General features: G+C 62.1%; 22 protein-coding genes. 11 read left to right on the top strand and 11 right to left on the bottom strand.

The genetic code is table 11. The annotated features are described in order from the left end of the window. Positions 1-70 precede the first annotated feature (70 nt). Both speB and ACSFC5_RS02770 read right to left on the bottom strand, forming a co-directional pair. Positions 71-937 carry an agmatinase gene (speB, locus tag ACSFC5_RS02765; protein ID WP_440763739.1) on the bottom strand — a complete coding sequence of 289 codons (867 nt, stop codon included), beginning with the start codon at positions 935-937 and terminating at the stop codon, positions 71-73. Beyond that, positions 937-1,311 (bottom strand): translation initiation factor IF-5A, encoded by a 375-nt coding sequence (locus ACSFC5_RS02770; RefSeq protein WP_090302967.1) that lies wholly within the window; start codon positions 1,309-1,311, stop codon positions 937-939. The genes speB and ACSFC5_RS02770 overlap by 1 nt, the downstream gene beginning before the upstream one ends. Positions 1,312-1,509: 198 nt before the next feature. Between ACSFC5_RS02770 and ACSFC5_RS02775 the strand changes: the two genes are divergently transcribed. Together ACSFC5_RS02775 and ACSFC5_RS02780 are read left to right on the top strand one after the other, a co-directional pair. After that, positions 1,510-2,115 carry a hypothetical protein gene (locus ACSFC5_RS02775; protein WP_440763740.1) on the top strand — a complete coding sequence of 202 codons (606 nt, stop codon included), beginning with the start codon at positions 1,510-1,512 and terminating at the stop codon, positions 2,113-2,115. A 134-nt stretch (positions 2,116-2,249) separates the two neighbouring features. Beyond that, entirely contained in the window at positions 2,250-2,918 is a 669-nt protein-coding gene (locus ACSFC5_RS02780) for a GNAT family N-acetyltransferase (protein WP_440763741.1), read from the top strand. Between the two features lie 46 nt (positions 2,919-2,964). Here ACSFC5_RS02780 and nrfD read toward each other — a convergent pair whose 3' ends face one another. Continuing rightward, positions 2,965-4,317, bottom strand: coding sequence for an NrfD/PsrC family molybdoenzyme membrane anchor subunit (gene nrfD / locus ACSFC5_RS02785; RefSeq protein WP_440763742.1), 1,353 nt, complete (start codon positions 4,315-4,317; stop codon positions 2,965-2,967). 167 nt (positions 4,318-4,484) lie between these two features. On the opposite strand from nrfD, the gene ACSFC5_RS02790 reads away from it, so the two are divergent. The 6 genes from ACSFC5_RS02790 (at position 4,485) to ACSFC5_RS02815 (ending at position 9,886) form a co-directional block, all read left to right on the top strand. Then, positions 4,485-4,901: a universal stress protein gene (locus ACSFC5_RS02790; RefSeq protein WP_440763743.1), complete on the top strand. Its 417-nt coding sequence runs from the start codon at positions 4,485-4,487 to the stop codon at positions 4,899-4,901. 159 nt (positions 4,902-5,060) lie between these two features. Further along, positions 5,061-6,293 (top strand): digeranylgeranylglycerophospholipid reductase, encoded by a 1,233-nt coding sequence (locus ACSFC5_RS02795; RefSeq protein WP_440763744.1) that lies wholly within the window; start codon positions 5,061-5,063, stop codon positions 6,291-6,293. Between the two features lie 117 nt (positions 6,294-6,410). After that, entirely contained in the window at positions 6,411-7,547 is a 1,137-nt protein-coding gene (locus ACSFC5_RS02800) for a hypothetical protein (RefSeq protein ID WP_440763745.1), read from the top strand. 6 nt (positions 7,548-7,553) lie between these two features. Continuing rightward, positions 7,554-8,618 (top strand): ABC transporter permease, encoded by a 1,065-nt coding sequence (locus tag ACSFC5_RS02805; protein WP_440763746.1) that lies wholly within the window; start codon positions 7,554-7,556, stop codon positions 8,616-8,618. Then, on the top strand, positions 8,618-9,367 hold the full coding sequence (locus tag ACSFC5_RS02810; protein WP_440763747.1) for an ABC transporter ATP-binding protein: 750 nt from the start codon (positions 8,618-8,620) through the stop codon (positions 9,365-9,367). Before ACSFC5_RS02805 ends, ACSFC5_RS02810 begins: the two co-directional genes overlap by 1 nt. Before the next feature lie 75 nt (positions 9,368-9,442). Further along, a complete protein-coding gene (locus ACSFC5_RS02815) occupies positions 9,443-9,886 on the top strand; it encodes a universal stress protein (RefSeq protein ID WP_440763748.1) in 444 nt (147 codons plus the stop codon). Between the two features lie 156 nt (positions 9,887-10,042). Here the strand turns inward: ACSFC5_RS02815 and ACSFC5_RS02820 are convergent, their stop codons facing one another. The 4 genes from ACSFC5_RS02820 to ACSFC5_RS02835 all read right to left on the bottom strand — a co-directional run bounded on the left by ACSFC5_RS02820 (position 10,043) and on the right by ACSFC5_RS02835 (position 11,646). Further along, the gene (locus ACSFC5_RS02820) at positions 10,043-10,375 is read right to left on the bottom strand and encodes a hypothetical protein (protein ID WP_440763749.1); all 333 of its coding nucleotides are present in this window, start codon (positions 10,373-10,375) and stop codon (positions 10,043-10,045) included. 12 nt (positions 10,376-10,387) lie between these two features. Continuing rightward, positions 10,388-10,573, bottom strand: a complete 186-nt coding sequence (locus ACSFC5_RS02825; protein WP_440763750.1) for a hypothetical protein — start codon at positions 10,571-10,573, stop codon at positions 10,388-10,390. Further along, on the bottom strand, positions 10,570-10,920 hold the full coding sequence (locus ACSFC5_RS02830) for a HalOD1 output domain-containing protein (protein WP_440763751.1): 351 nt from the start codon (positions 10,918-10,920) through the stop codon (positions 10,570-10,572). Before ACSFC5_RS02830 ends, ACSFC5_RS02825 begins: the two co-directional genes overlap by 4 nt. 81 nt (positions 10,921-11,001) lie before the next feature. Beyond that, entirely contained in the window at positions 11,002-11,646 is a 645-nt protein-coding gene (locus ACSFC5_RS02835) for a helix-turn-helix domain-containing protein (RefSeq protein WP_440765008.1), read from the bottom strand. A 191-nt stretch (positions 11,647-11,837) separates the two neighbouring features. Between ACSFC5_RS02835 and ACSFC5_RS02840 the strand changes: the two genes are divergently transcribed. Beyond that, the gene (locus ACSFC5_RS02840) at positions 11,838-12,503 is read left to right on the top strand and encodes a helix-turn-helix domain-containing protein (protein ID WP_440763752.1); all 666 of its coding nucleotides are present in this window, start codon (positions 11,838-11,840) and stop codon (positions 12,501-12,503) included. A 151-nt stretch (positions 12,504-12,654) separates the two neighbouring features. Then, a complete protein-coding gene (locus ACSFC5_RS02845; RefSeq protein WP_440763753.1) occupies positions 12,655-12,969 on the top strand; it encodes a DUF7344 domain-containing protein in 315 nt (104 codons plus the stop codon). 454 nt (positions 12,970-13,423) lie between these two features. On the opposite strand, the gene ACSFC5_RS02850 is transcribed toward ACSFC5_RS02845, so the two are convergent. Both ACSFC5_RS02850 and ACSFC5_RS02855 read right to left on the bottom strand, forming a co-directional pair. Then, positions 13,424-13,837, bottom strand: a complete 414-nt coding sequence (locus ACSFC5_RS02850) for a hypothetical protein (protein ID WP_440763754.1) — start codon at positions 13,835-13,837, stop codon at positions 13,424-13,426. Continuing rightward, positions 13,834-14,301, bottom strand: a complete 468-nt coding sequence (locus ACSFC5_RS02855; RefSeq protein ID WP_440763755.1) for a phosphopantetheine adenylyltransferase — start codon at positions 14,299-14,301, stop codon at positions 13,834-13,836. Before ACSFC5_RS02855 ends, ACSFC5_RS02850 begins: the two co-directional genes overlap by 4 nt. Positions 14,302-14,475: 174 nt before the next feature. Here ACSFC5_RS02855 and ACSFC5_RS02860 point away from each other — a divergent pair, with 174 nt between their 5' ends. Further along, positions 14,476-15,294, top strand: a complete 819-nt coding sequence (locus ACSFC5_RS02860) for a ZIP family metal transporter (RefSeq protein ID WP_440763756.1) — start codon at positions 14,476-14,478, stop codon at positions 15,292-15,294. 357 nt (positions 15,295-15,651) lie between these two features. On the opposite strand, the gene ACSFC5_RS02865 is transcribed toward ACSFC5_RS02860, so the two are convergent. Together ACSFC5_RS02865 and sp36 are read right to left on the bottom strand one after the other, a co-directional pair. After that, entirely contained in the window at positions 15,652-16,668 is a 1,017-nt protein-coding gene (locus tag ACSFC5_RS02865; protein WP_440763757.1) for a DUF7972 family membrane protein, read from the bottom strand. Continuing rightward, positions 16,665-16,871, bottom strand: coding sequence for a Sp36 family protein (gene sp36, locus ACSFC5_RS02870; RefSeq protein ID WP_440763758.1), 207 nt, complete (start codon positions 16,869-16,871; stop codon positions 16,665-16,667). Before sp36 ends, ACSFC5_RS02865 begins: the two co-directional genes overlap by 4 nt. Between the last annotated feature and the right edge of the window lie 49 nt (positions 16,872-16,920).

A 16,920-nucleotide genomic window follows, 5' to 3' on the forward strand; every position in this document is an offset into this window, starting at 1 on the left:
TGCGCGACGCGGTGCCGAAGGCGTACCCGTCGTCGCCATTGTGACCGAACGCCGCCGAGCGTGAGCGACGCTACGGTCCGTCACCGCCAGTCCGGTCAGCGTGTGAAAAGACGAACTCTCGCAGCAGTTTCCCGGCGAGCGACGCGGCCTGTCCGTCGTCGCGGTCGTTGACCTCCACGACGTCGAAGCCGCTCGCGTGGGGGGCTACCTCGCGGACGATATCGCGCATCTCGCGGGACTCGAGACCGAAGGGCTCCGTCGTCCCCGTCCCCGGCGCGTACGCGGGGTCGGCCGCGTCGATGTCGACGCTCAGGTAGACGTTCCGATCCTCGAGTCGGTCGTCGAACGACCAGTCCGCGATGTCCGCCGGCGGGACGACGGTCACGTTCTCTTCGCTCGCACGGTCCCACTCCGCCTCGCTGCCCGTTCGGACGCCGAGGAGGACGACCTCCTCGACGCTATCGACCTCGAGAATTCGCCGCATTACGGCGGCGTGGGACAGTTCGTTCCCGTCGTAGGCTTCGTAGAGGTCGAGGTGGGCGTCGAGACAGACTACGACCTCGGGCTCGACCGCGCGTACGCCCGCGAGCGAGACGGTGTGTTCGCCGCCCAGTACCAGCGGGACGGCGTCGTCCCAGACGATATCGCGCAGGGTTCCCTCGAGGTACTCGAGATACGCTTCGGCATCGTCCCAGGCGCGGACGTCGCCGCGGTCCTCGACGTCGAGGTCGGAAAAGTGCTGGTCCGTCCGGTAATCGTAATCGTCGAACGGTTCCGCAAAAGTTCGAATGCGTCGGGGACCGAATCGGGTCCCCGGTTGAAAGGTCGTCGAGACGTCCAGGGGCGCACCGACGACCACGAAGTTCGCGCCTCCACGGTCGGGCTCTCGCCCTCGCGTGTCGGAGTCCTCGCGTCCGTCGGTCGCCCCGGGAAACATTAGACGATTTTTCGCTGGTCTTCCATCTCGAGGTACTCGATGTTCTCGTCGGGGGAGACGTCGACGTCCTCGGGGATTCGCATCGTGAGCGTTTCGTACGTCTCGAGGTCCATGACCTGCATGTCGTCGCCGTCGACGGAGACGACCTGTCCGTTCTTCCGTTCGATGATCGGGACCCAGATCTTCGCGTCGACGGGCTGGGAGAGCGAGCGCTTCTTGCCGTCGAAGACGCCTGCGGCCTCGACTCGGGCCTTCGCACTACCGTGTTTACCCGGCTTGGCGGTCGAGTAGGCGTTGATCTTGCAGGCTGCGTCGTCGATCATGACGTAACTTCCTTCCTGGAGTTCGCGAACTTCGGTCTGCTGTTTCGCCATATCCCGGCGTAATCAACCGACGGCCATAAACCGTTTGGAATGGACGCTGAGACGAGTTTGGTGTGCTAACACGTCCGAACCGTCCGATGCGGCCGGTGTTCGAGGAGCGAGTTCTCCACGGACGGGTCCGAGACGGCCGTTCGCGATCGGTGATCCTCGAGCGAAATCACTAGTAACTGGCCGACGAAGGCACGACTGATGCCCGGCAGCCTCGTCGCCGTCCTCGGTGTCGTCGCCGCGTTTCTCTCCGGTCTCAGCATCGCCATGGTCGTTCGACACCGCAGGCGTCGCCACGCCCGGTCCGAACTCGCGTCCGCCCTCGACGATCGACTGGCCGAGGCGTTGGGTCCGGGAACTGGCTCCCACCTCGAGCGCTCGCCGACCGTTCGCCGAATCGCTGTCGTCGATGCGGATGCCGAGAGTCGTGACGGGTCGGCGGACGAGGGCGACCGACCGATGCTCGTCCCGATCGTTCGCGTCGACCTCGAGACCACCGACGCGCCGGGAATGGAACTCGTTCTGGAGTACGTCGCGGACGTGCTCGAGGCGATCCAGCCCGAACTCGAAGCGCGCGACGAACGCGTCCGCTGCTACGACGTCGAGTTCACCTTCGGTCCCGGCGGGTTGATCGTCGCAGGGGAGTGTCGACGCGTCTCGGTCGCGCCGGACCTGGCCGCTCGACTGCTCGAGGACGAGCGCTACGGGGCGTTCGAACTCCTTCGAGACGTCGAGCGTGCCGATCGAGACGGCGACGGCCCGACCGTCCTGTGGGACGACTGTCGGTCGTCGACCGGTCGTCACTGACCGGGGATGTTCGGGACGAATACTGCTATTCGGTCGATCCGCTACGGCCGCGTCTCCATCGGTTGGCGACGGAGGCGAGTCCGAGCGACTCTCTATGGTAAATGTTAACATTGGTCGGCGCGTAACGGTTGTGAGTGTTCTTCGGCCTCGGCGGTGAGACACCGGTCTCCCGGAGCGACGAGCGCTCGGAGAGTGGTCCAGAGATGCCGACGATTCACAAACCCGCGGAGATCGAGATAGCGACGGAGGCCGAAGAGCGACAGGTCATCAATACCCTCGTGCTGGCGTTCGGTTCGGATCCGATGATGCGGTGGTTCTATCCGTCCCCGAACGACTACATGGAGCACTTCCCGGAGTTCGTCCGGATCTACGGCGGGAAGGCGTTCGAACACGGGACCGCTCACACCCTGCACGATTTCGCGGCGGCGGCCCTCTGGCTCCCGCCGGGTGTGCACCCGGACGAAGACGCGTTGGTCGCCCTGTTTCGGGACGCGCTGCCCGAAGAGCGCCGGGCGCACGCCTTTTCGATCATGGAGCAACTCGAGGCCTACCACCCTACCGAGCCGTACTGGCACTTGCCGCTCATCGGCGTCGGCCCCACCCAGCAGCGCCGGGGATACGGATCGGCGCTGATGCAGCACGCACTCGAGACGTGCGATCGAGCGGGCGAACTCGCGTATCTCGAATCGAGCAATCCGCTGAATATCTCGCTCTACGTTCGGCACGGATTCGAGATACTCGGCGTGATACAGGAGGGTGCGATGCCGCCGCTCATTCCGATGGTTCGTACGCCACAGGAGTGAGAATCACCGGATCGGCTGCCGATGAACGAGGAGCGAGCCGAGACACTCAGTCGTCGTGGGTCGTCGGTTCGTGCGCTCGCTCGTGGTGGTGTCTCTCCTGCAGGTGCTCGATCGCGTGAAGTTCGACGACGGGGACGACCTTGGCGACGGTCAGGAAGATCAACACCACCATCCCGACGGTGCCGATGATCGACGCGATCTCGATAAAACTCGGGAAGTAGTCGCCGGGCGTCGCCGCGTAGATGTTCATCGTCGGGTACATCAGCCCCTCGACGACGAAGAGGATTTTCTCGAGGAGCGTGGCGGTGAGGACCGCGAGTCCGCAGGCGAGGGCTCGCGACTTGGTGAACAGCGAGGGGCGGATGGTCTGTGCGAAAATAAAGGAGAGGACCCCGGCGACGAGCCCCATCGAGAGGAGATAGATCGGATGTGTAAGCGTCGCATGTGTGGCGTATTCCACGTCGACCGGCGCGGCGTACCCGCCGGTGACCTGCTGCTGGAGTTGTAGCCAGAGGAAGAGCAGGCAAAAAAAGCCGAGCCACAGGAGCAGCCCGCGGAAGATGTCGTCGGTGATGATGTGGTCCCAGTCGTAGGCCCGGCGGAAGGCGTAGGCGAGGAGGATCACGCCGCTGATCGCCGAGGTGAGCGCGATGGTGAGAAACTGTGGCCCCTGCACGGCGCCGAACCACCCGGGCATGCTCGGGATCAGGGCGAACAGCCACGGAATCACGCCGCCGTGGAGCAAGAGCGGGGCCATGATGATGATGGCCAGCGCGAGCCACCAGACCATCCGCTGGACGATCTCGTCTTCCTTCTCGGAGTAGCCGAGCGTCAACAGTTTGTAGACGGGGCCGAAGTGATCCGGCAGATCACCGCGCAATCTGGTGACGTCGTACCGGAGCGTGAGTGCGAGATAGGTCGCCGTCAGCACGAAGTAGGCCGTGATGACGGTGACGTCCCACACCAGCGGCGAGGCGTGGATCGTGATGTGGTAGTGGGTGATAATGCTCGTGACCATCCGATCGGGTCGTCCCAGGTGGACGACGATGTAGAAACCGGCCGCGGAGAGACCGGCGATGGTCAGCAACTCGGCCAGCCGAGCGACCGGCATGTAGCGTTCCATCCCCAGCAGGCGGACCGCAGCGGAGAGGATGATCCCCCCGTGGGCGATCCCGACCCACCAGATGAACGCGCCGATGTACAGCCCCCAGGTCACCCCGCCGCCGGTCCCCCAGTCGGAGAGCCCGGTGACGATCATCCCTTTGTAAAGTTGGTAGAGCCACCCGATCAGAAAGAGTGCGAGCGCAAGGCCGGCGACTCCGGCCAACACGAAATACTTCGTCGACGTGTTCTGTATCGGCCGAAGGATATCGGCCTTCTGTGGCGTTTTCGTGCTCATCGTGCGAGGGTCTCACAACCATACCGTCGCCACATCCGTCATTGCATCCGTTGGCCTTGCAAGCACACCCTCTGGCGTGACCGTTCACGACCCGCTCGTCGTCGAACGACTCGTGGGCCGTGTTACCGAGGGGACCACTCAAGTGTCCGCAAACCAAAGATCTCGATATGGCGCTGTTGGTGGCCCTCGACGAATCGGAACCGGGCTGGGCGGCCCTCGAGTACGCCCTCGAGGAACACGCTGACGACGCAATCGTCGTCGCCCACGTCGCCGATCCGAACCGGAGCGGCTACGGCGAGTTCGCCCATCTCGGCACGGAGGCGATGCGCGAACGGATGCGCGAAGCGGCGTCCGACCTGTTCGACGCGGCCCGCACTCGAGCGGCCGATCAGGGTTGCGAGATCACGACGGAGCTACTGACCGGCCAGCCCGCACCGATGATCGTCGAGTACGCGACGGATCACGACGTCGACCGCATCGTGGTCGGTAGTCACGGCCGGTCCGGGTTCTCTCGCGTCCTTCTCGGGAGTGTGGCGGAGCGTATTGCCCGACGGGCACCCGTTCCCGTGACGATCGTCCGCTGACCGCTCGCCGTACCGACCGTCGGTAAGCACGCGCTTACCGCGATTGTCGATCCGTCGACTCGTGTCTCACTGGGTAAGTATAAATTATGAAACGTGTGAACTTCCGGTCACTCCGTCGCAACTGAATAAACTAATGAGGCTCCGAAATAGTTTCGCGGTATGAACAACCGCTACGATGTGGTTATCGCAGGCGCTGGCCCAGCCGGTGGCCAGTGCGCACGCGACCTCGCAGCCCGAGGATACGACGTCGTCGTCCTCGAGACCGAGTCCGAGGACGAGTTCCCGCGCCAGAGCAACAAGTCCACCGCGGGGACGTTCCCCTCGATGATGGCCTCGTTCGGGATTCCCGACGATGTCGTGATGCAGTACACCGACAGCGTCGTCCTCGAGTCGCCGACCGAACACTACGTTCGGGAACAGCCCGGTGCAGTCCTCGAGTTCGCCGACTTCAAGCGATACCTCGTCGAGGACAGCCGCGCGGACGGCGCGGAGTACCGCTTCGACGCGCGCGTCACCGCGCCCATCGTGGAAAACGACGAGATCGTCGGCGTCCGATACAACGGCGACGAGGAGGTCTACGGCGAGATCGTTATCGACGCGACGGGGCCGGCCGCGCCGCTCGCGAAGAAACTCGGCGTCGTCGACCTCAAACGCGAGAACCACGCGATCGGCATCGAGTACGAGTTCGAAGGGATCGATATCGACCGCCCCGGCTTCGCGGACCTCCACGACGCGATGATGCTCCGACTGGACCACGAACTCGCTCCCGGCGGCTACTCGTGGATCTTCCACACCGGCGGTGACACCGCCAAGGTCGGACTGTGTTACATTCAGAACGACGGTCACAAGCAGTACGCGCGCGACGGCTACGCGATCGACGACTACCTGAACCACTGGCTCGAGACGGATCCCCGCTTCGCGAACGCCGAGCGACTCGAGGGGAAACAACACCGGGGCTCCGCGCACATCCAGCTCCCGGGCCGGATGCACACCGATCGATTCATGGCTATCGGCGACACCGTCCCGACGGTCGACCCGCTCTGGGGTGAGGGAATTAACAAGTGCATGCAGTCCGGCCGGATGGCCGCTATTGCGGCCGACTCCTGTCTCAAACACGGCGACGTGACGCCGACCGCCGAGAACCTCGAGGTGTACGAGAACCTCTGGCATCGCGACGTCGCCCCGAACATCAAGACCCGCCAGCATATGACGCAACTGCTCTATCTCGCGTCGAACGAGCGCTACGACAAGCTCATGCGAGATCTAAACCGATTCGACGAAGAGACGCTGGCGGAGGCGAACCGCGGAAACGTCCGAGCCGTGTTGAAACTGCTCGGTCCCGGCGACGCCCCCCTGCTCGCCCGATTCGCGAAACAGCAGTTTGGATTCTAAATCGACCGATATCGACGCGATTGCTCGCCCTTCCGTGCGCCGTTACTTCCGATTCCTGACCGATCTCGGCCACGGTCACCGAACGGTTAATGGTTCTCGCCTTCGAGACGTGCCAATATGTTGACTCCCCGTTCGGACGCCGTCGACGCTCTCCCCCTCTCGAGGCGAGCGCTGCTCGCCGCCTCTGGTGCGCTGGTCTCCGCGACGGCCGGCTGTGCCGGCTTTCTGGACGACGAGGATTCCCGAGCCAACGGCGACCTCGTGGACGACGTGCCGGCGGAAACGGCCGTCCTCGCTCACCTCGACGCCGCCGCGGTCGCGGACGCGGGTGCGCTCGAGGTGGACGAAGACGTATCGGATTCTGACGGCGACACGGCCGGCACTGACGATGATGCGGCCAGTGCGGACGACGGGGCAAACGGCGCGGACGGCGACGCTCTCGAGGACGACGGCTCCGTCGACCCGGGGTACGTCGCCGACGTCGCGGCGACGGTCGAAGCCCGAACCGGACTCGACCCGCTCGCGGCGACCGAGCTGTTGCTGTTCGGAGACGGCGAGGCCGAACTGAACGAGACGACCCTCGGGGACACCGACTCTGACGATTGGGCGCGGGTCAACGCCGTCGTCGACGGCGACTGGAGCGACGACGAGGTCGTCGCCTCTCTCGAGGCGACCACCGACGTCGCGTACGAGGAGACGACGTACGCGGACGAGTCGGTGCTGTACGAGCCGGCGGCGAGCGCGGACGACCCGGACACCCCCTTCCTCGGCGTCCTCGGCGACGGTCGGTTCGTCGTCGGGGACGGGGCTGCGGTGCGATCCGCGCTCGACGTCCGGTACGGCGATACCGATCCCGTCTCCGGGCTGGTTCGCGACGCGTACGAGGACGCCCGCGGCGCCCAGTTGACCGTCGCCTCCGAGACCGACGGCCTTTCCGTGCCGGAGACGATCGAACTGCTCGTCGACCTGGAGTTCGATATTCTCGACGAAGTCGACGCCGTCGGCCGGAGCTACACTCTCGTCGACGACGGGCTCGAGTTCGAAATCGACCTCCACGTCGGCGACGACGGCGACGCCGCGGAGCTCGAGACGCTACTTCGCGGTGCGCTTCCGTATCTCGGAAGCATCGACGCGGAGTTCGACGCGGTGCGCGAGGATATCGACCTCGAGCGGGACGGACCGGTGGTAACGGCCGCCTACGAGGGGGAGGCCGACGCGGTCCTCACCCTCCTTTCCGTGCTCGACGGGGTGTAACGTCGCGTGGACCTGCTGGCACTGGTGCGAAAGGAGGCGATCACCGTCAGGCGAAATTGGGGATTGATTCTCGTCCTCCTCGTCTTACTTCCCGGTGGGCTCGTCGCGGGGACCGCCATCTTCGAGCAGACGATCCCCCGCGACGTGCCCGTCGGCGTCGTCGCCGGGGAGGGGACGACTGAAGACGATATCGCGATTGCCGAAGCGGGGATGATCGCGTTCGCGACGCCGGTCGAGTACGAGTCGTCGGCCGAGGCGCGCGAGGGGCTCCAGCGCGAGGAGGTGTATCTCGTCGTCCACGTGCCGGGCGACGTGATGAACGAGAGCGGCGAGGCGAACGTGACGATCGTCTCGGATCGTGCATTCGTCCCGTTCGAAGAGCCGGTCAACGAGAGCGTCGGCGTCGCCGAGTCCGAGATCGACGCGCTCGTCCCGGCCGACGTCACCGTCGATCACGAGCAAGTCGGCGCACAGCGGAGCCTCTCGGAGTTCCTCGTCCCCACCGGGCTGTTCGCGTTCGTCACGCTCTACGCGCTGGTCTTTCTCCCCTATCAGGTCCGCTCCGAGCGGCTGGTGCTCGATCGACTCCAGACCGAGTCGCGACTGGACACAGTCGTCGCGAGCAAACTGCTGTTCTACGGTGCCGCGCTCGCGATTCCTGCGGCCGTCGTCGCGGCGATGGGGGTCTGGTTCGGCTACGACGTGACCGTCCTCTCACCGCTTTCGATCGCCGTCTTCGGTCTCACCTTCGTTTATCTGGCCGCGATCGGACTCGCCGTCCTCTTCACCCTCGGGCTCCGCCAGACCGCCCTGTTCGTCAACCTCGGGCTCGCGCTGGCCGTCTTCGGACTCTCGAGTCTGGTCTATCCGACCGGCTTCTTCTCCTCGGCGCAGGGGACGATCTCTCGAGCGCTGCCGACCTACTACTCGGTGGTCACGACCCGGAGCGCAATGCTTCGCGACGCGCCGGCGTCGCTGTACGCCGACTACCTGTGGTGGCTCGTCGCGACGACGCTCGCCTCGCTCGTCGCCCTGAAACTGACACTGGTCGTCTACGAACGGAGGCGCTGATGACTGACGCCGATCCACCCCGCGACGCCGACCCGTTCCGAGATGATCGAACTGTCGCCGCGAACGGAGATGCATCCGACGGGGCCGACGGTTCGCTCGCGCTCGTCGACGTCACGAAACGCTACGGCGAGACGACGGCGCTCGAGGATCTCTCCATCGCGTTCCGTCCCGGCACGTTCCACGGCCTGATCGGCCCGAACGGCTCCGGGAAGACGACGCTGTTCGCGCTGCTCGCCGGCCTCACGCGACCCACGAGCGGCCGGATCGAACGCACCGACGCGACCGCCGCCGTCGGCTACAGCTTTCAGGAGCCCCGATTCTACCCGTCGCTCACCGTCCGCGAGAACCTCGAAATCTTCCGCAAGTTCGCCGACGATCCACCGCCGGACACCTGGACCGAGACGCTGCTCGAGGAGCTCCGACTCGAGCCCGCTGCAGATCGGCGGGCCGACGAACTGTCGGGCGGCTTTCGCAAGAAACTCGATCTCGGGCTCGCGCTGATCAAGCGGCCGCAGTACCTGTTGCTCGACGAGCCGCTGGCCGACGTCGACGACTACTCGAGGCGTCGCATCACGGCCTTCCTCGACTCGTATTGTGAGGGCAATCGGACGGTCGTCGTCTCGACGCACAACGTGGTCGCCTTCGCCGACCAGCTCGATCGGCTCTCCGTCGTCGTCGACGGCGACCTTCGGTACGACGGCTCGCCCGCGGACGACGTCGTCTCGCAGTACCGGGCGCTGCTGGAGTGACGGTGCTCTTTCGGGAACGTACATCGTTTCCGATGGGTCCGAGAGGGTTTCACCCGGGTCGTCGTACGCGTCGCTATGTTCGAGACGATCCTGCTCCCGACCGACGGCAGCCAGCACGCCGAAGCCGCGGCCGAAACCGGCCTCGAGCTCGCGGGCATCCACGACGCGGCGGTACACGTCGTCTGCGTGGCAGATACTGGTCCGCTGAGCGATCTTCGCCTTCCCGGCGACGCCGCGAGCGCCGAAGACGCGATGCGCCAGCGCGCCCAGGAGTCCGTCGACGCGATCGTCGAACGGGCCGAAGACGCGGGTCTCGAGGTGACCGGCACCGTTCTGGAGGGGCCGCCCGAGCACGAACTGCTCGAGTACGCCGACGAGGCCGGCGTCGACCTCGTCGTGATGGCAACCCGCGGTCGGGGCGGGGTCCACCGAATGGCGCTGGGGAGCGTCTCCGATCACGTAATTCGGTTCGGCGACGTTCCCGTGCTCGTGGCGAACTCGGGTTCGCGCTCGGCGTGAGAACCGGGCACGGGCGTCTCACCGGGGTGAGCGACCTCGAGCGTTCACTCGCTGAGCGGGCTGACCGCTGGGATTCCTGCCAGCTATGGATGATGTTCGTAGCGTCGTGCAAGCCTCAGGGCACATATTCAGCAGCGAAGCGATTACAGTTCCAGGTTACTTGTCAGGATCGTCAGCGACCTGTTCGAGAAATCGACGCACCTCGTCGAATCTCAGTCCTCGCCGTACCTCGTCTTCAAACCTGTCGAACTCGACAAGTCCCATATTCGCTAATTCGGGGAGTAGAACGTGGTGGAGTTCGTAACAGATCGTGAGGTACTCACCGGAGTCAAGCGTCTCTGCCTTTCGAAGAATCGGATCTGCAGACACCGCACTCTCGTCCAATAGCGCGCGTAATACTCGCCACTGTTGCGCTGAGAGCACACGTTCGATACGATCACCGTCACAGCGTTTCTCCCTCACAGCCATGTTACCTGTCACGACTGGCACTCTCGTCCTCGGTCACTCCGAACGCTCGTTCTTTTCGACTTCCGTGACGATCACGTCCCAGTCGGGATGTTCGACCCCATTCCGACACTCGAATCCACCTTCAACATTGAGTCCACTCTCGTAGGCCCTGCGAAGGAGGGCTTTCAACTCCGCGTTCAATTCCTCCTTCGACGTAAGCGAGGTCTCCTCAGATGTCATCTTCCCGCGCCCCTTTCGTAGTTCTCCGCTGTGAGTTCGTGTTCTGGTGTGATGGTGATTGCACCGTAGCTGTGTACGGTTATTGCGTGCCCCTCGTGCGTGAAGGTAACGTGGGTATCTCCGTTCGTCCCGTTTCGAACGCGGACGAGCGCTTCTAATTCGTCGGAGTCAACAGTGGAATGGAGCGGGTCGAGTTCTACAGGATCAGTGTCCATTATGTCCGCCAGCGTTGCGATAATAGCGATGCTCGCTGGTGTCTTTTTTTGATCAAACTGCGTGCGAACAGTCCCTGATTCCTGAAAGTACTCGACCGCTTCGACCCCAATCCCAGATACTGTTACGTCCATCTTGCCCGATTCTAGCCGTCTGAGTCGGTTCAATAGGGATACTGATTATACAGGAGGTTTAAATAGCGACCACCAGACCACTCACAGCGAACTGCTGAGCGTTGCTCCAATGAGGCGTCGATGCCCGCGTCGGAGCCGTGAGGAAAGCGACTGCTGGGTGATGTCGAGTTCGTCAGCGATCTCTTCGAGCGACGCCTCGCGTGGGGTGTCAAAGTAGCCCCGTTCGTAGGCCAATATTAGGGCCTCGCGCTGGGTCTCGGTCAACTCGTAACCCTCTCCCTGGATCGGAAGCATTGCGTGGACGGCAGTGATAGCTATCGGAATATCGTTTTCCTGGCAGTACTCTCGAAACTCGGCGATTGCCTCCTGACCCTCGCCGCGCACCTCGAATTGCCACCCCTCTTTTGTACCGATTCCAGAGAGCACGACGACGTTGGCCTCGGCAAGCGCACTCAAGATACCGAAGTACTCTTGCTCCCACTCGGCACGCATGAGATACTCGTCTTCGACGCTATCGACCACTCGGATGTTGCTCACGCCGGCGTGTTGTTCGAACGCAGCTTCGATATCCTCCGTTTCCGCATCGCGAACCCAGAAATACGGGATGATCAGCGTCTCGTGTGGAATCAGCCGCTCCAGTTCGACCGTCACTCCCGGCAAGTTCTCGAACACACTCCCTAGCGGAAACTCCGCTACCGGACTCGTAAACTCCATCACAGTCGCCATAAGGAACCCTACGTCTAGCAGGCCGATAACCAGCATGGGTGGTGTATCATGGCTTCGAGACGAGCCAACGCACCGTTGATGGCTGGGATAGTGTGTTCTGCGAGCGGGGAGTCCGTTTGGTACCCGGGCGGCCATGGTACACCATGTCTCCTCCTTTTGTATGATCGACCAATCTAGTCTCACAAGTTAGCATGAGTGTGATAACGGAGATTCGAATCCCGTCCGAGGACTTCGAACTCGGACAAATCCTCAGTCTAGAGCAAGCGTCGGCGGTCGAACTCGAAACGCTCGTTCCGAGTGGGGACGCTACCGTGCCGCTCTTCTGGGTCTACGAACCGGTCGAAAACGGATTTCTCGATGCCGTCGAACGCTATCCAACTGTCAACAGCGTCATGGAGGTGGACGCATTCGATGACCGGAAGCTGATCAGGCTCGACTGGGATGCGAGCCAGGATCACCTTTTTCAGTGTATCTTGGAACACGACGGGCAAATCCTGAGTGCTACTGGATCATCGGAAGGATGGAATTTCGAGATACGATTCTCTGCCCGCGAGGCATTAAGTCAGTGCCAGAACTGTTGTGAGGACGCGCACATCTCCCTGAAAATAACCCGTATATACAATCCAACGGACCCCAAGGCTGGTCCGTGGTACGGCTTGAGTGAGCCCCAACGAGAAGCGCTGACGCTTGCCATTCGATTGGGATACTACGACATTCCACGAGGCTGTACGACCGCGGAGTTAGCTTACGAGCTCGGGATTTCAGATCAGGCAGTGACGGAGCGACTGCGTCGTGCCATTAGTACGTTCGGGACGTACGCACTTCTCACTCCCGAGTCGGCGGCGCACGTGGACTGATTGCTTCCATTATACACCATGGGACAGGACCAGGCAGTTGGGCCGCCGCTATGTGAGTATGGATAAGAATCGAAATCTGGGGACACGTAATATTCAGTCGATTGATTCGTCTTCCGATTCTTCAGGGCGTGAGAGACCGATCTCCCCCGATATGATTCTGTCGGCAGTAACGAACGAACACCGACGCGCCATCCTCAAGGCGTTGGACAACGCATCCGAGAAGACACTGGCATACGATGTGCTCGTAGATCGTGTTGCAGACCGGGTTCGAGACGAAGACGCGGACCAGGTGTCCGACGGGCACCGACAACGCGTCCGAATCGCACTTCACCATACCCATCTCCCAAAAATGGAAGAGGCCCGGATCATCGACTACGAGGCTGAAACGGGGCACGTCCAGCTTGTTGGCGGTGAACTGGAACGAGATATCCTGGCGTTGGTCGAACCGTACGCCGTCCACGAGTGAGAGAGTCGGGTGTGATTGAGGATGAGTAGCACCAGAATCTAACTCATTTTATTCATTCAATCTGATGACATTATTTGCCAAGTGAGGAGGAGTAGCACCATTCAGCGAGTCGTTGCGATTCAGGACGGGTGGGAGTTGGGGGGTGGTTCGTGTTTCCTGGCTTATCAATAATGGATATATTTTTCGAGTGTCTCCCGGACCATACTTTCGATTTCGATTTCCTTGATGGTAATAGGTTAAAATTCGTCCAATAAATAACCAGGGTAATCAAAGACCGATCAAAATGGCTTGCAACAATCAAATCCAAAACACCGAACTCATGTTCTGCATGCAATTTCTATCAGGGGTCGGTTAGATCATAATCCGTCGCGTGACATCCGTCCCCTGTACTGATCTCCCTGATCGTTCGCCACGTCGATTGATGCTCAATACTCTCCGGTAGCTGAACGGTCGCTCAGCGAACGATCTCGTTGATCGCTTCGGTCCGCCGCCCGATCGACCAGCCGAACAGCGCGAGGCCGACGTAGATTCCGAGTGCGGGCAGGACGTACGCCTCGAGGATCGCCTCTGGTGTGAACCCGAACCCGTCGAGGGCCGCGGCGAGCAACACCGAGACGAGAAAGAGCGCGATTCCGACGTCGGCAAAGCGCATGCTGGGGAGTTCGTCCGGCTGCGAGCCGATGCGACCCACCGCGTAGAACGCGAGGGTGTAGGTCAGCCAGCCGAAGACGAGCGCCAGTCCGGTCGTGAACACGTCCTCCGGGTACCGCTGGGGGACGACCGAGAGGTGAACCACCAGCGTTACGAGCGCCGCACTCGCGAGGAGGACGACCAGGAGCGGCCGTGCGCTTGCGGTCGAATCGCTCATTCGAGGACGGTTCCGTGTTCGTCGATCTCGCCCGCGACGATCCGGGTCGAGGAGATGCGCTCGCCGTCGTCGGCGAGGGTGTACGGGGCGACGATTCCGGAGAGCGGGTCGAGACCGTGCTCTCGGCGTCGGTCGTTGATCGCCTCGAGTTCGGGTGCCGTCTCCGGCGAAACGACGAGCGCGTCGATCTCGGGATCGTCCTCCGCGATACCGTACTCGCCCGTGAGCTCTCGAATCTCGACGTCGCGATCCCACTCGTCGAGATCGTCGATAGCGTCGGTGACTTGCCGGACGCGGTCGTCGAACGCGGGGATTTCTCGGGGTTGGGTGCGCGTTTCGACCGCGAACTCGTCGCTCGTCAGGGCGACGACGACGCCGTCGTCGCCGAACCGGAGCGCGTGCTCGAACAGGGTCCGATGGCCGTCGTGCAGCGGGCCGAACGTCCCAGCGACTGCGACGTACATACGAGTCCACGCAACGGGAAGACCCATAGGTGTGTCACGTTCTCTCGACTGCTGAACTCCCGGCACCGCGTGAGACTCGAGCGGACAGATGACGGGGCTGCGTATAGCGACTCGAGCGAATAGGCGAATATATCCGTCCGAAGAACGATTCGCGAACTAGAAACGTTGGTCTTGATGTCGCTGACTACCGAACTCTCGATCGTCTTTCTCGTCGGTCTCGTCACCGGTCTCGCCACCGGGCTGGGCGTCGCGCCGTTTTTCCTCGTTCGCGAGATCGCCGACCGCTGGCTCGTCGTGCTCTGGGGTCTCGCGGTCGGCATCCTGCTCTCGGCGGCCCTGTTCGGGTTGTTAGGTGAGGCGCTCGCCGAGGGCGAACTCACACACGTCGTGGCCGGCCTGATCGGCGGCGTCGCGTTCGTCTACCTCGCCGACCACCTCGTGTCGGGGTACGAGTTCTCCCCGCGGACGGTTTCGGCCGTCGATCCGCGAACGGTCGTGCTGACCGTCGGCGTGCTGACGATCCACAGCATTCCTGAGGGGATCGCCGTCGGCGTCGCGTTCGCCGATCTCGGGACGGGCGAGGGACTCGAGATTGCGGGGCTCACGGTGCCAGCGCTCGCCGTCTTCATGGGAATCGCCATCTCGATCCTGAACGTGCCCGAGGGGCTCGCCATCGCCATCCCGCTGATCGCCTACGGGATGGACCGCTGGAAGGTCGTCGGCTGGGCCGTCTTCTCCGGCCTGCCACAGCCGATCGGCGCAGTGGCCGCCTACTATTTCGTCAGCACGCTCGAGGGCCTGCTGGCGGTGAGCTTCGGGTTCGCCGCGGGGGCGCTGTTCTACCTCGTCGTCGTCGAATTCGTTCCCGCGGGGATCGACGCTGGCCGATCGCTCCCGCGACGGGGGCGACCGCGGCTCGTCGCCGGCGGTTGCGTCGGCTTCGTGGCGACGCTTGCGATCATCTTCGCGGTCGAAGGGATCGGGACTGTCTGAGTTCGGGTCGATGACTGGGATTCGGCAAGTACAGGGAATGCACATATCATTCAGCGACTGAACTACCTAATACCTGCCAATAATGACGTGCGAGATACAAAGTGTCCATCGGTCATTCCAGTGGATAGGGGCGACGAATCGTTTCGGGGCTATATTTTCGATGTTAGAGGCTTCAATGGGGGTGGGGAATTTCCCAAAGACATTCAACAGCGCCTGTGTCAATCTCCTCGCGGAGGACGGTAGTGGAACTGTGGCGGGACGCGAGCAATCAACACCCGTTCTGAGAGTGACTACTCTCAGTACCTCACGAAGCGTCCACATCCAACCGTGTCTGAGGTTTGAGTTCTGCGTCGGATCTTAGCGTTGTGATTCGCGGAGGATCAGCGGCTCGATGGCGAGTGTTCGTTTCGCTATGGTGACGATGCGAAGGACGTACGAGACGAACAGCATGAACGGAACGAGCGTCACCGCAAACGCACCGCCCACGACGAGGATGATGTGATCGAGACCGAGTGTGCTTCCTGGGAACGTCCCCGCATCGACGATTGCGACCATGATACCCGCAACGGCCAATACCGGGACTGCAGCATAGAGAATCATCTGAGACAAGTCGATGAGTGCCCACTGGAAGTACAGGGTCTTGATGTGTTCGCGCGCCGGACCAAACAGAGACAGCGCTGTTTTGAGGTCGTCAAGTAAGCCGCGTTCTTCCTCATTGAGGCTCCCTTCGTATTCGTTCGCGAGTCTTTCAACTTGGAATATTTTCCAGCTATAATTGAAATTTAATGCAGCGAATAACACATCGAACGAGCCGAATTGCGCATCTTCGAGTTGGTCATGCACCGTGTCAGCGTTCCCAGTGACGCTTTCAGCGAATTCATCGACTTCTTCTCGGAGGTTCTCGTTATCATTCTTGTCAATAGACTCTCGAAGGGCCGTCGCCCGTTGTGCCGTGATTCCGATGATCTGCCGGAGAAATTCGGATGGATCGGCAGGACTCGGAGATCCGATTAATCCTTCAGTAAAGTCCCGGACATCCATCGAACTGGACATACGCTCGCGTTGATCGCCGAGCGGGCCGTTCTCTTGGGAGAGAACGAGTTGACCGATCGTGACGACGAGTGTCGTCCCAGTCACGATGACCGTGATCATCGTTGAGAACATCGTGTCGATCATGTCGCCGGACTCGATTTGCTGTGAAAACGGTGGATCAAGGACAGCAACGGCGATGACGAATGCGACGAACACGGCACTGGTCAGGATGCTGGAGACGAGAAGACGGTTCGCGCGCAGCAGCAACCAGAGTTTAATCCGACTCTCGCCCGAGCGCTCACGCATCGTGTTGGCCGTACTGATGTCGTTCTCGTCAGTCATACTGGCTCATCCGATTGGGCAGGTCGCTTGAAAACGAGGTACTTGGTGCCGCCTCCTTCGTAGTCGATCGTCTCCACAAACTCCCAGCCCTCTGCACCGAGTTGATTCAACTCTGCTTTCGGATCCTCTGCTTCTCTTTGGCTCTCATCGCGCGGTGGGCGAAGCGTCTCGTACTCCCAGCGGGTCGCTTCTGATTCAGACATCACTACTAGTAGGTACTGCAGCCCTCTATACCCCGCTCCACCACAGAGG

Source organism: Natronorubrum marinum (genome assembly GCF_052040125.1).
Taxonomy (GTDB): domain Archaea; phylum Halobacteriota; class Halobacteria; order Halobacteriales; family Natrialbaceae; genus Natronorubrum.

Excerpts from the sequence above, each read along its gene's own strand:
- speB (WP_440763739.1), bottom strand. The coding sequence starts at position 937 with ATGTTTCCCGGGGCGACCGACGGACGCGAGGACTCCGACACGCGAGGG.
- ACSFC5_RS02770 (WP_090302967.1), bottom strand. The coding sequence starts at position 1,311 with ATGGCGAAACAGCAGACCGAAGTTCGCGAACTCCAGGAAGGAAGTTAC.
- ACSFC5_RS02775 (WP_440763740.1), top strand. The coding sequence starts at position 1,510 with ATGCCCGGCAGCCTCGTCGCCGTCCTCGGTGTCGTCGCCGCGTTTCTC.
- nrfD (WP_440763742.1), bottom strand. The coding sequence starts at position 4,317 with ATGAGCACGAAAACGCCACAGAAGGCCGATATCCTTCGGCCGATACAG.
- ACSFC5_RS02790 (WP_440763743.1), top strand. The coding sequence starts at position 4,485 with ATGGCGCTGTTGGTGGCCCTCGACGAATCGGAACCGGGCTGGGCGGCC.
- ACSFC5_RS02795 (WP_440763744.1), top strand. The coding sequence starts at position 5,061 with ATGAACAACCGCTACGATGTGGTTATCGCAGGCGCTGGCCCAGCCGGT.
- ACSFC5_RS02800 (WP_440763745.1), top strand. The coding sequence starts at position 6,411 with ATGTTGACTCCCCGTTCGGACGCCGTCGACGCTCTCCCCCTCTCGAGG.
- ACSFC5_RS02810 (WP_440763747.1), top strand. The coding sequence starts at position 8,618 with ATGACTGACGCCGATCCACCCCGCGACGCCGACCCGTTCCGAGATGAT.
- ACSFC5_RS02815 (WP_440763748.1), top strand. The coding sequence starts at position 9,443 with ATGTTCGAGACGATCCTGCTCCCGACCGACGGCAGCCAGCACGCCGAA.
- ACSFC5_RS02825 (WP_440763750.1), bottom strand. The coding sequence starts at position 10,573 with ATGACATCTGAGGAGACCTCGCTTACGTCGAAGGAGGAATTGAACGCG.
- ACSFC5_RS02830 (WP_440763751.1), bottom strand. The coding sequence starts at position 10,920 with ATGGACGTAACAGTATCTGGGATTGGGGTCGAAGCGGTCGAGTACTTT.
- ACSFC5_RS02835 (WP_440765008.1), bottom strand. The coding sequence starts at position 11,646 with ATGGCGACTGTGATGGAGTTTACGAGTCCGGTAGCGGAGTTTCCGCTA.
- ACSFC5_RS02840 (WP_440763752.1), top strand. The coding sequence starts at position 11,838 with ATGAGTGTGATAACGGAGATTCGAATCCCGTCCGAGGACTTCGAACTC.
- ACSFC5_RS02845 (WP_440763753.1), top strand. The coding sequence starts at position 12,655 with ATGATTCTGTCGGCAGTAACGAACGAACACCGACGCGCCATCCTCAAG.
- ACSFC5_RS02850 (WP_440763754.1), bottom strand. The coding sequence starts at position 13,837 with ATGAGCGATTCGACCGCAAGCGCACGGCCGCTCCTGGTCGTCCTCCTC.
- ACSFC5_RS02855 (WP_440763755.1), bottom strand. The coding sequence starts at position 14,301 with ATGTACGTCGCAGTCGCTGGGACGTTCGGCCCGCTGCACGACGGCCAT.
- ACSFC5_RS02860 (WP_440763756.1), top strand. The coding sequence starts at position 14,476 with ATGTCGCTGACTACCGAACTCTCGATCGTCTTTCTCGTCGGTCTCGTC.
- ACSFC5_RS02865 (WP_440763757.1), bottom strand. The coding sequence starts at position 16,668 with ATGACTGACGAGAACGACATCAGTACGGCCAACACGATGCGTGAGCGC.
- sp36 (WP_440763758.1), bottom strand. The coding sequence starts at position 16,871 with ATGTCTGAATCAGAAGCGACCCGCTGGGAGTACGAGACGCTTCGCCCA.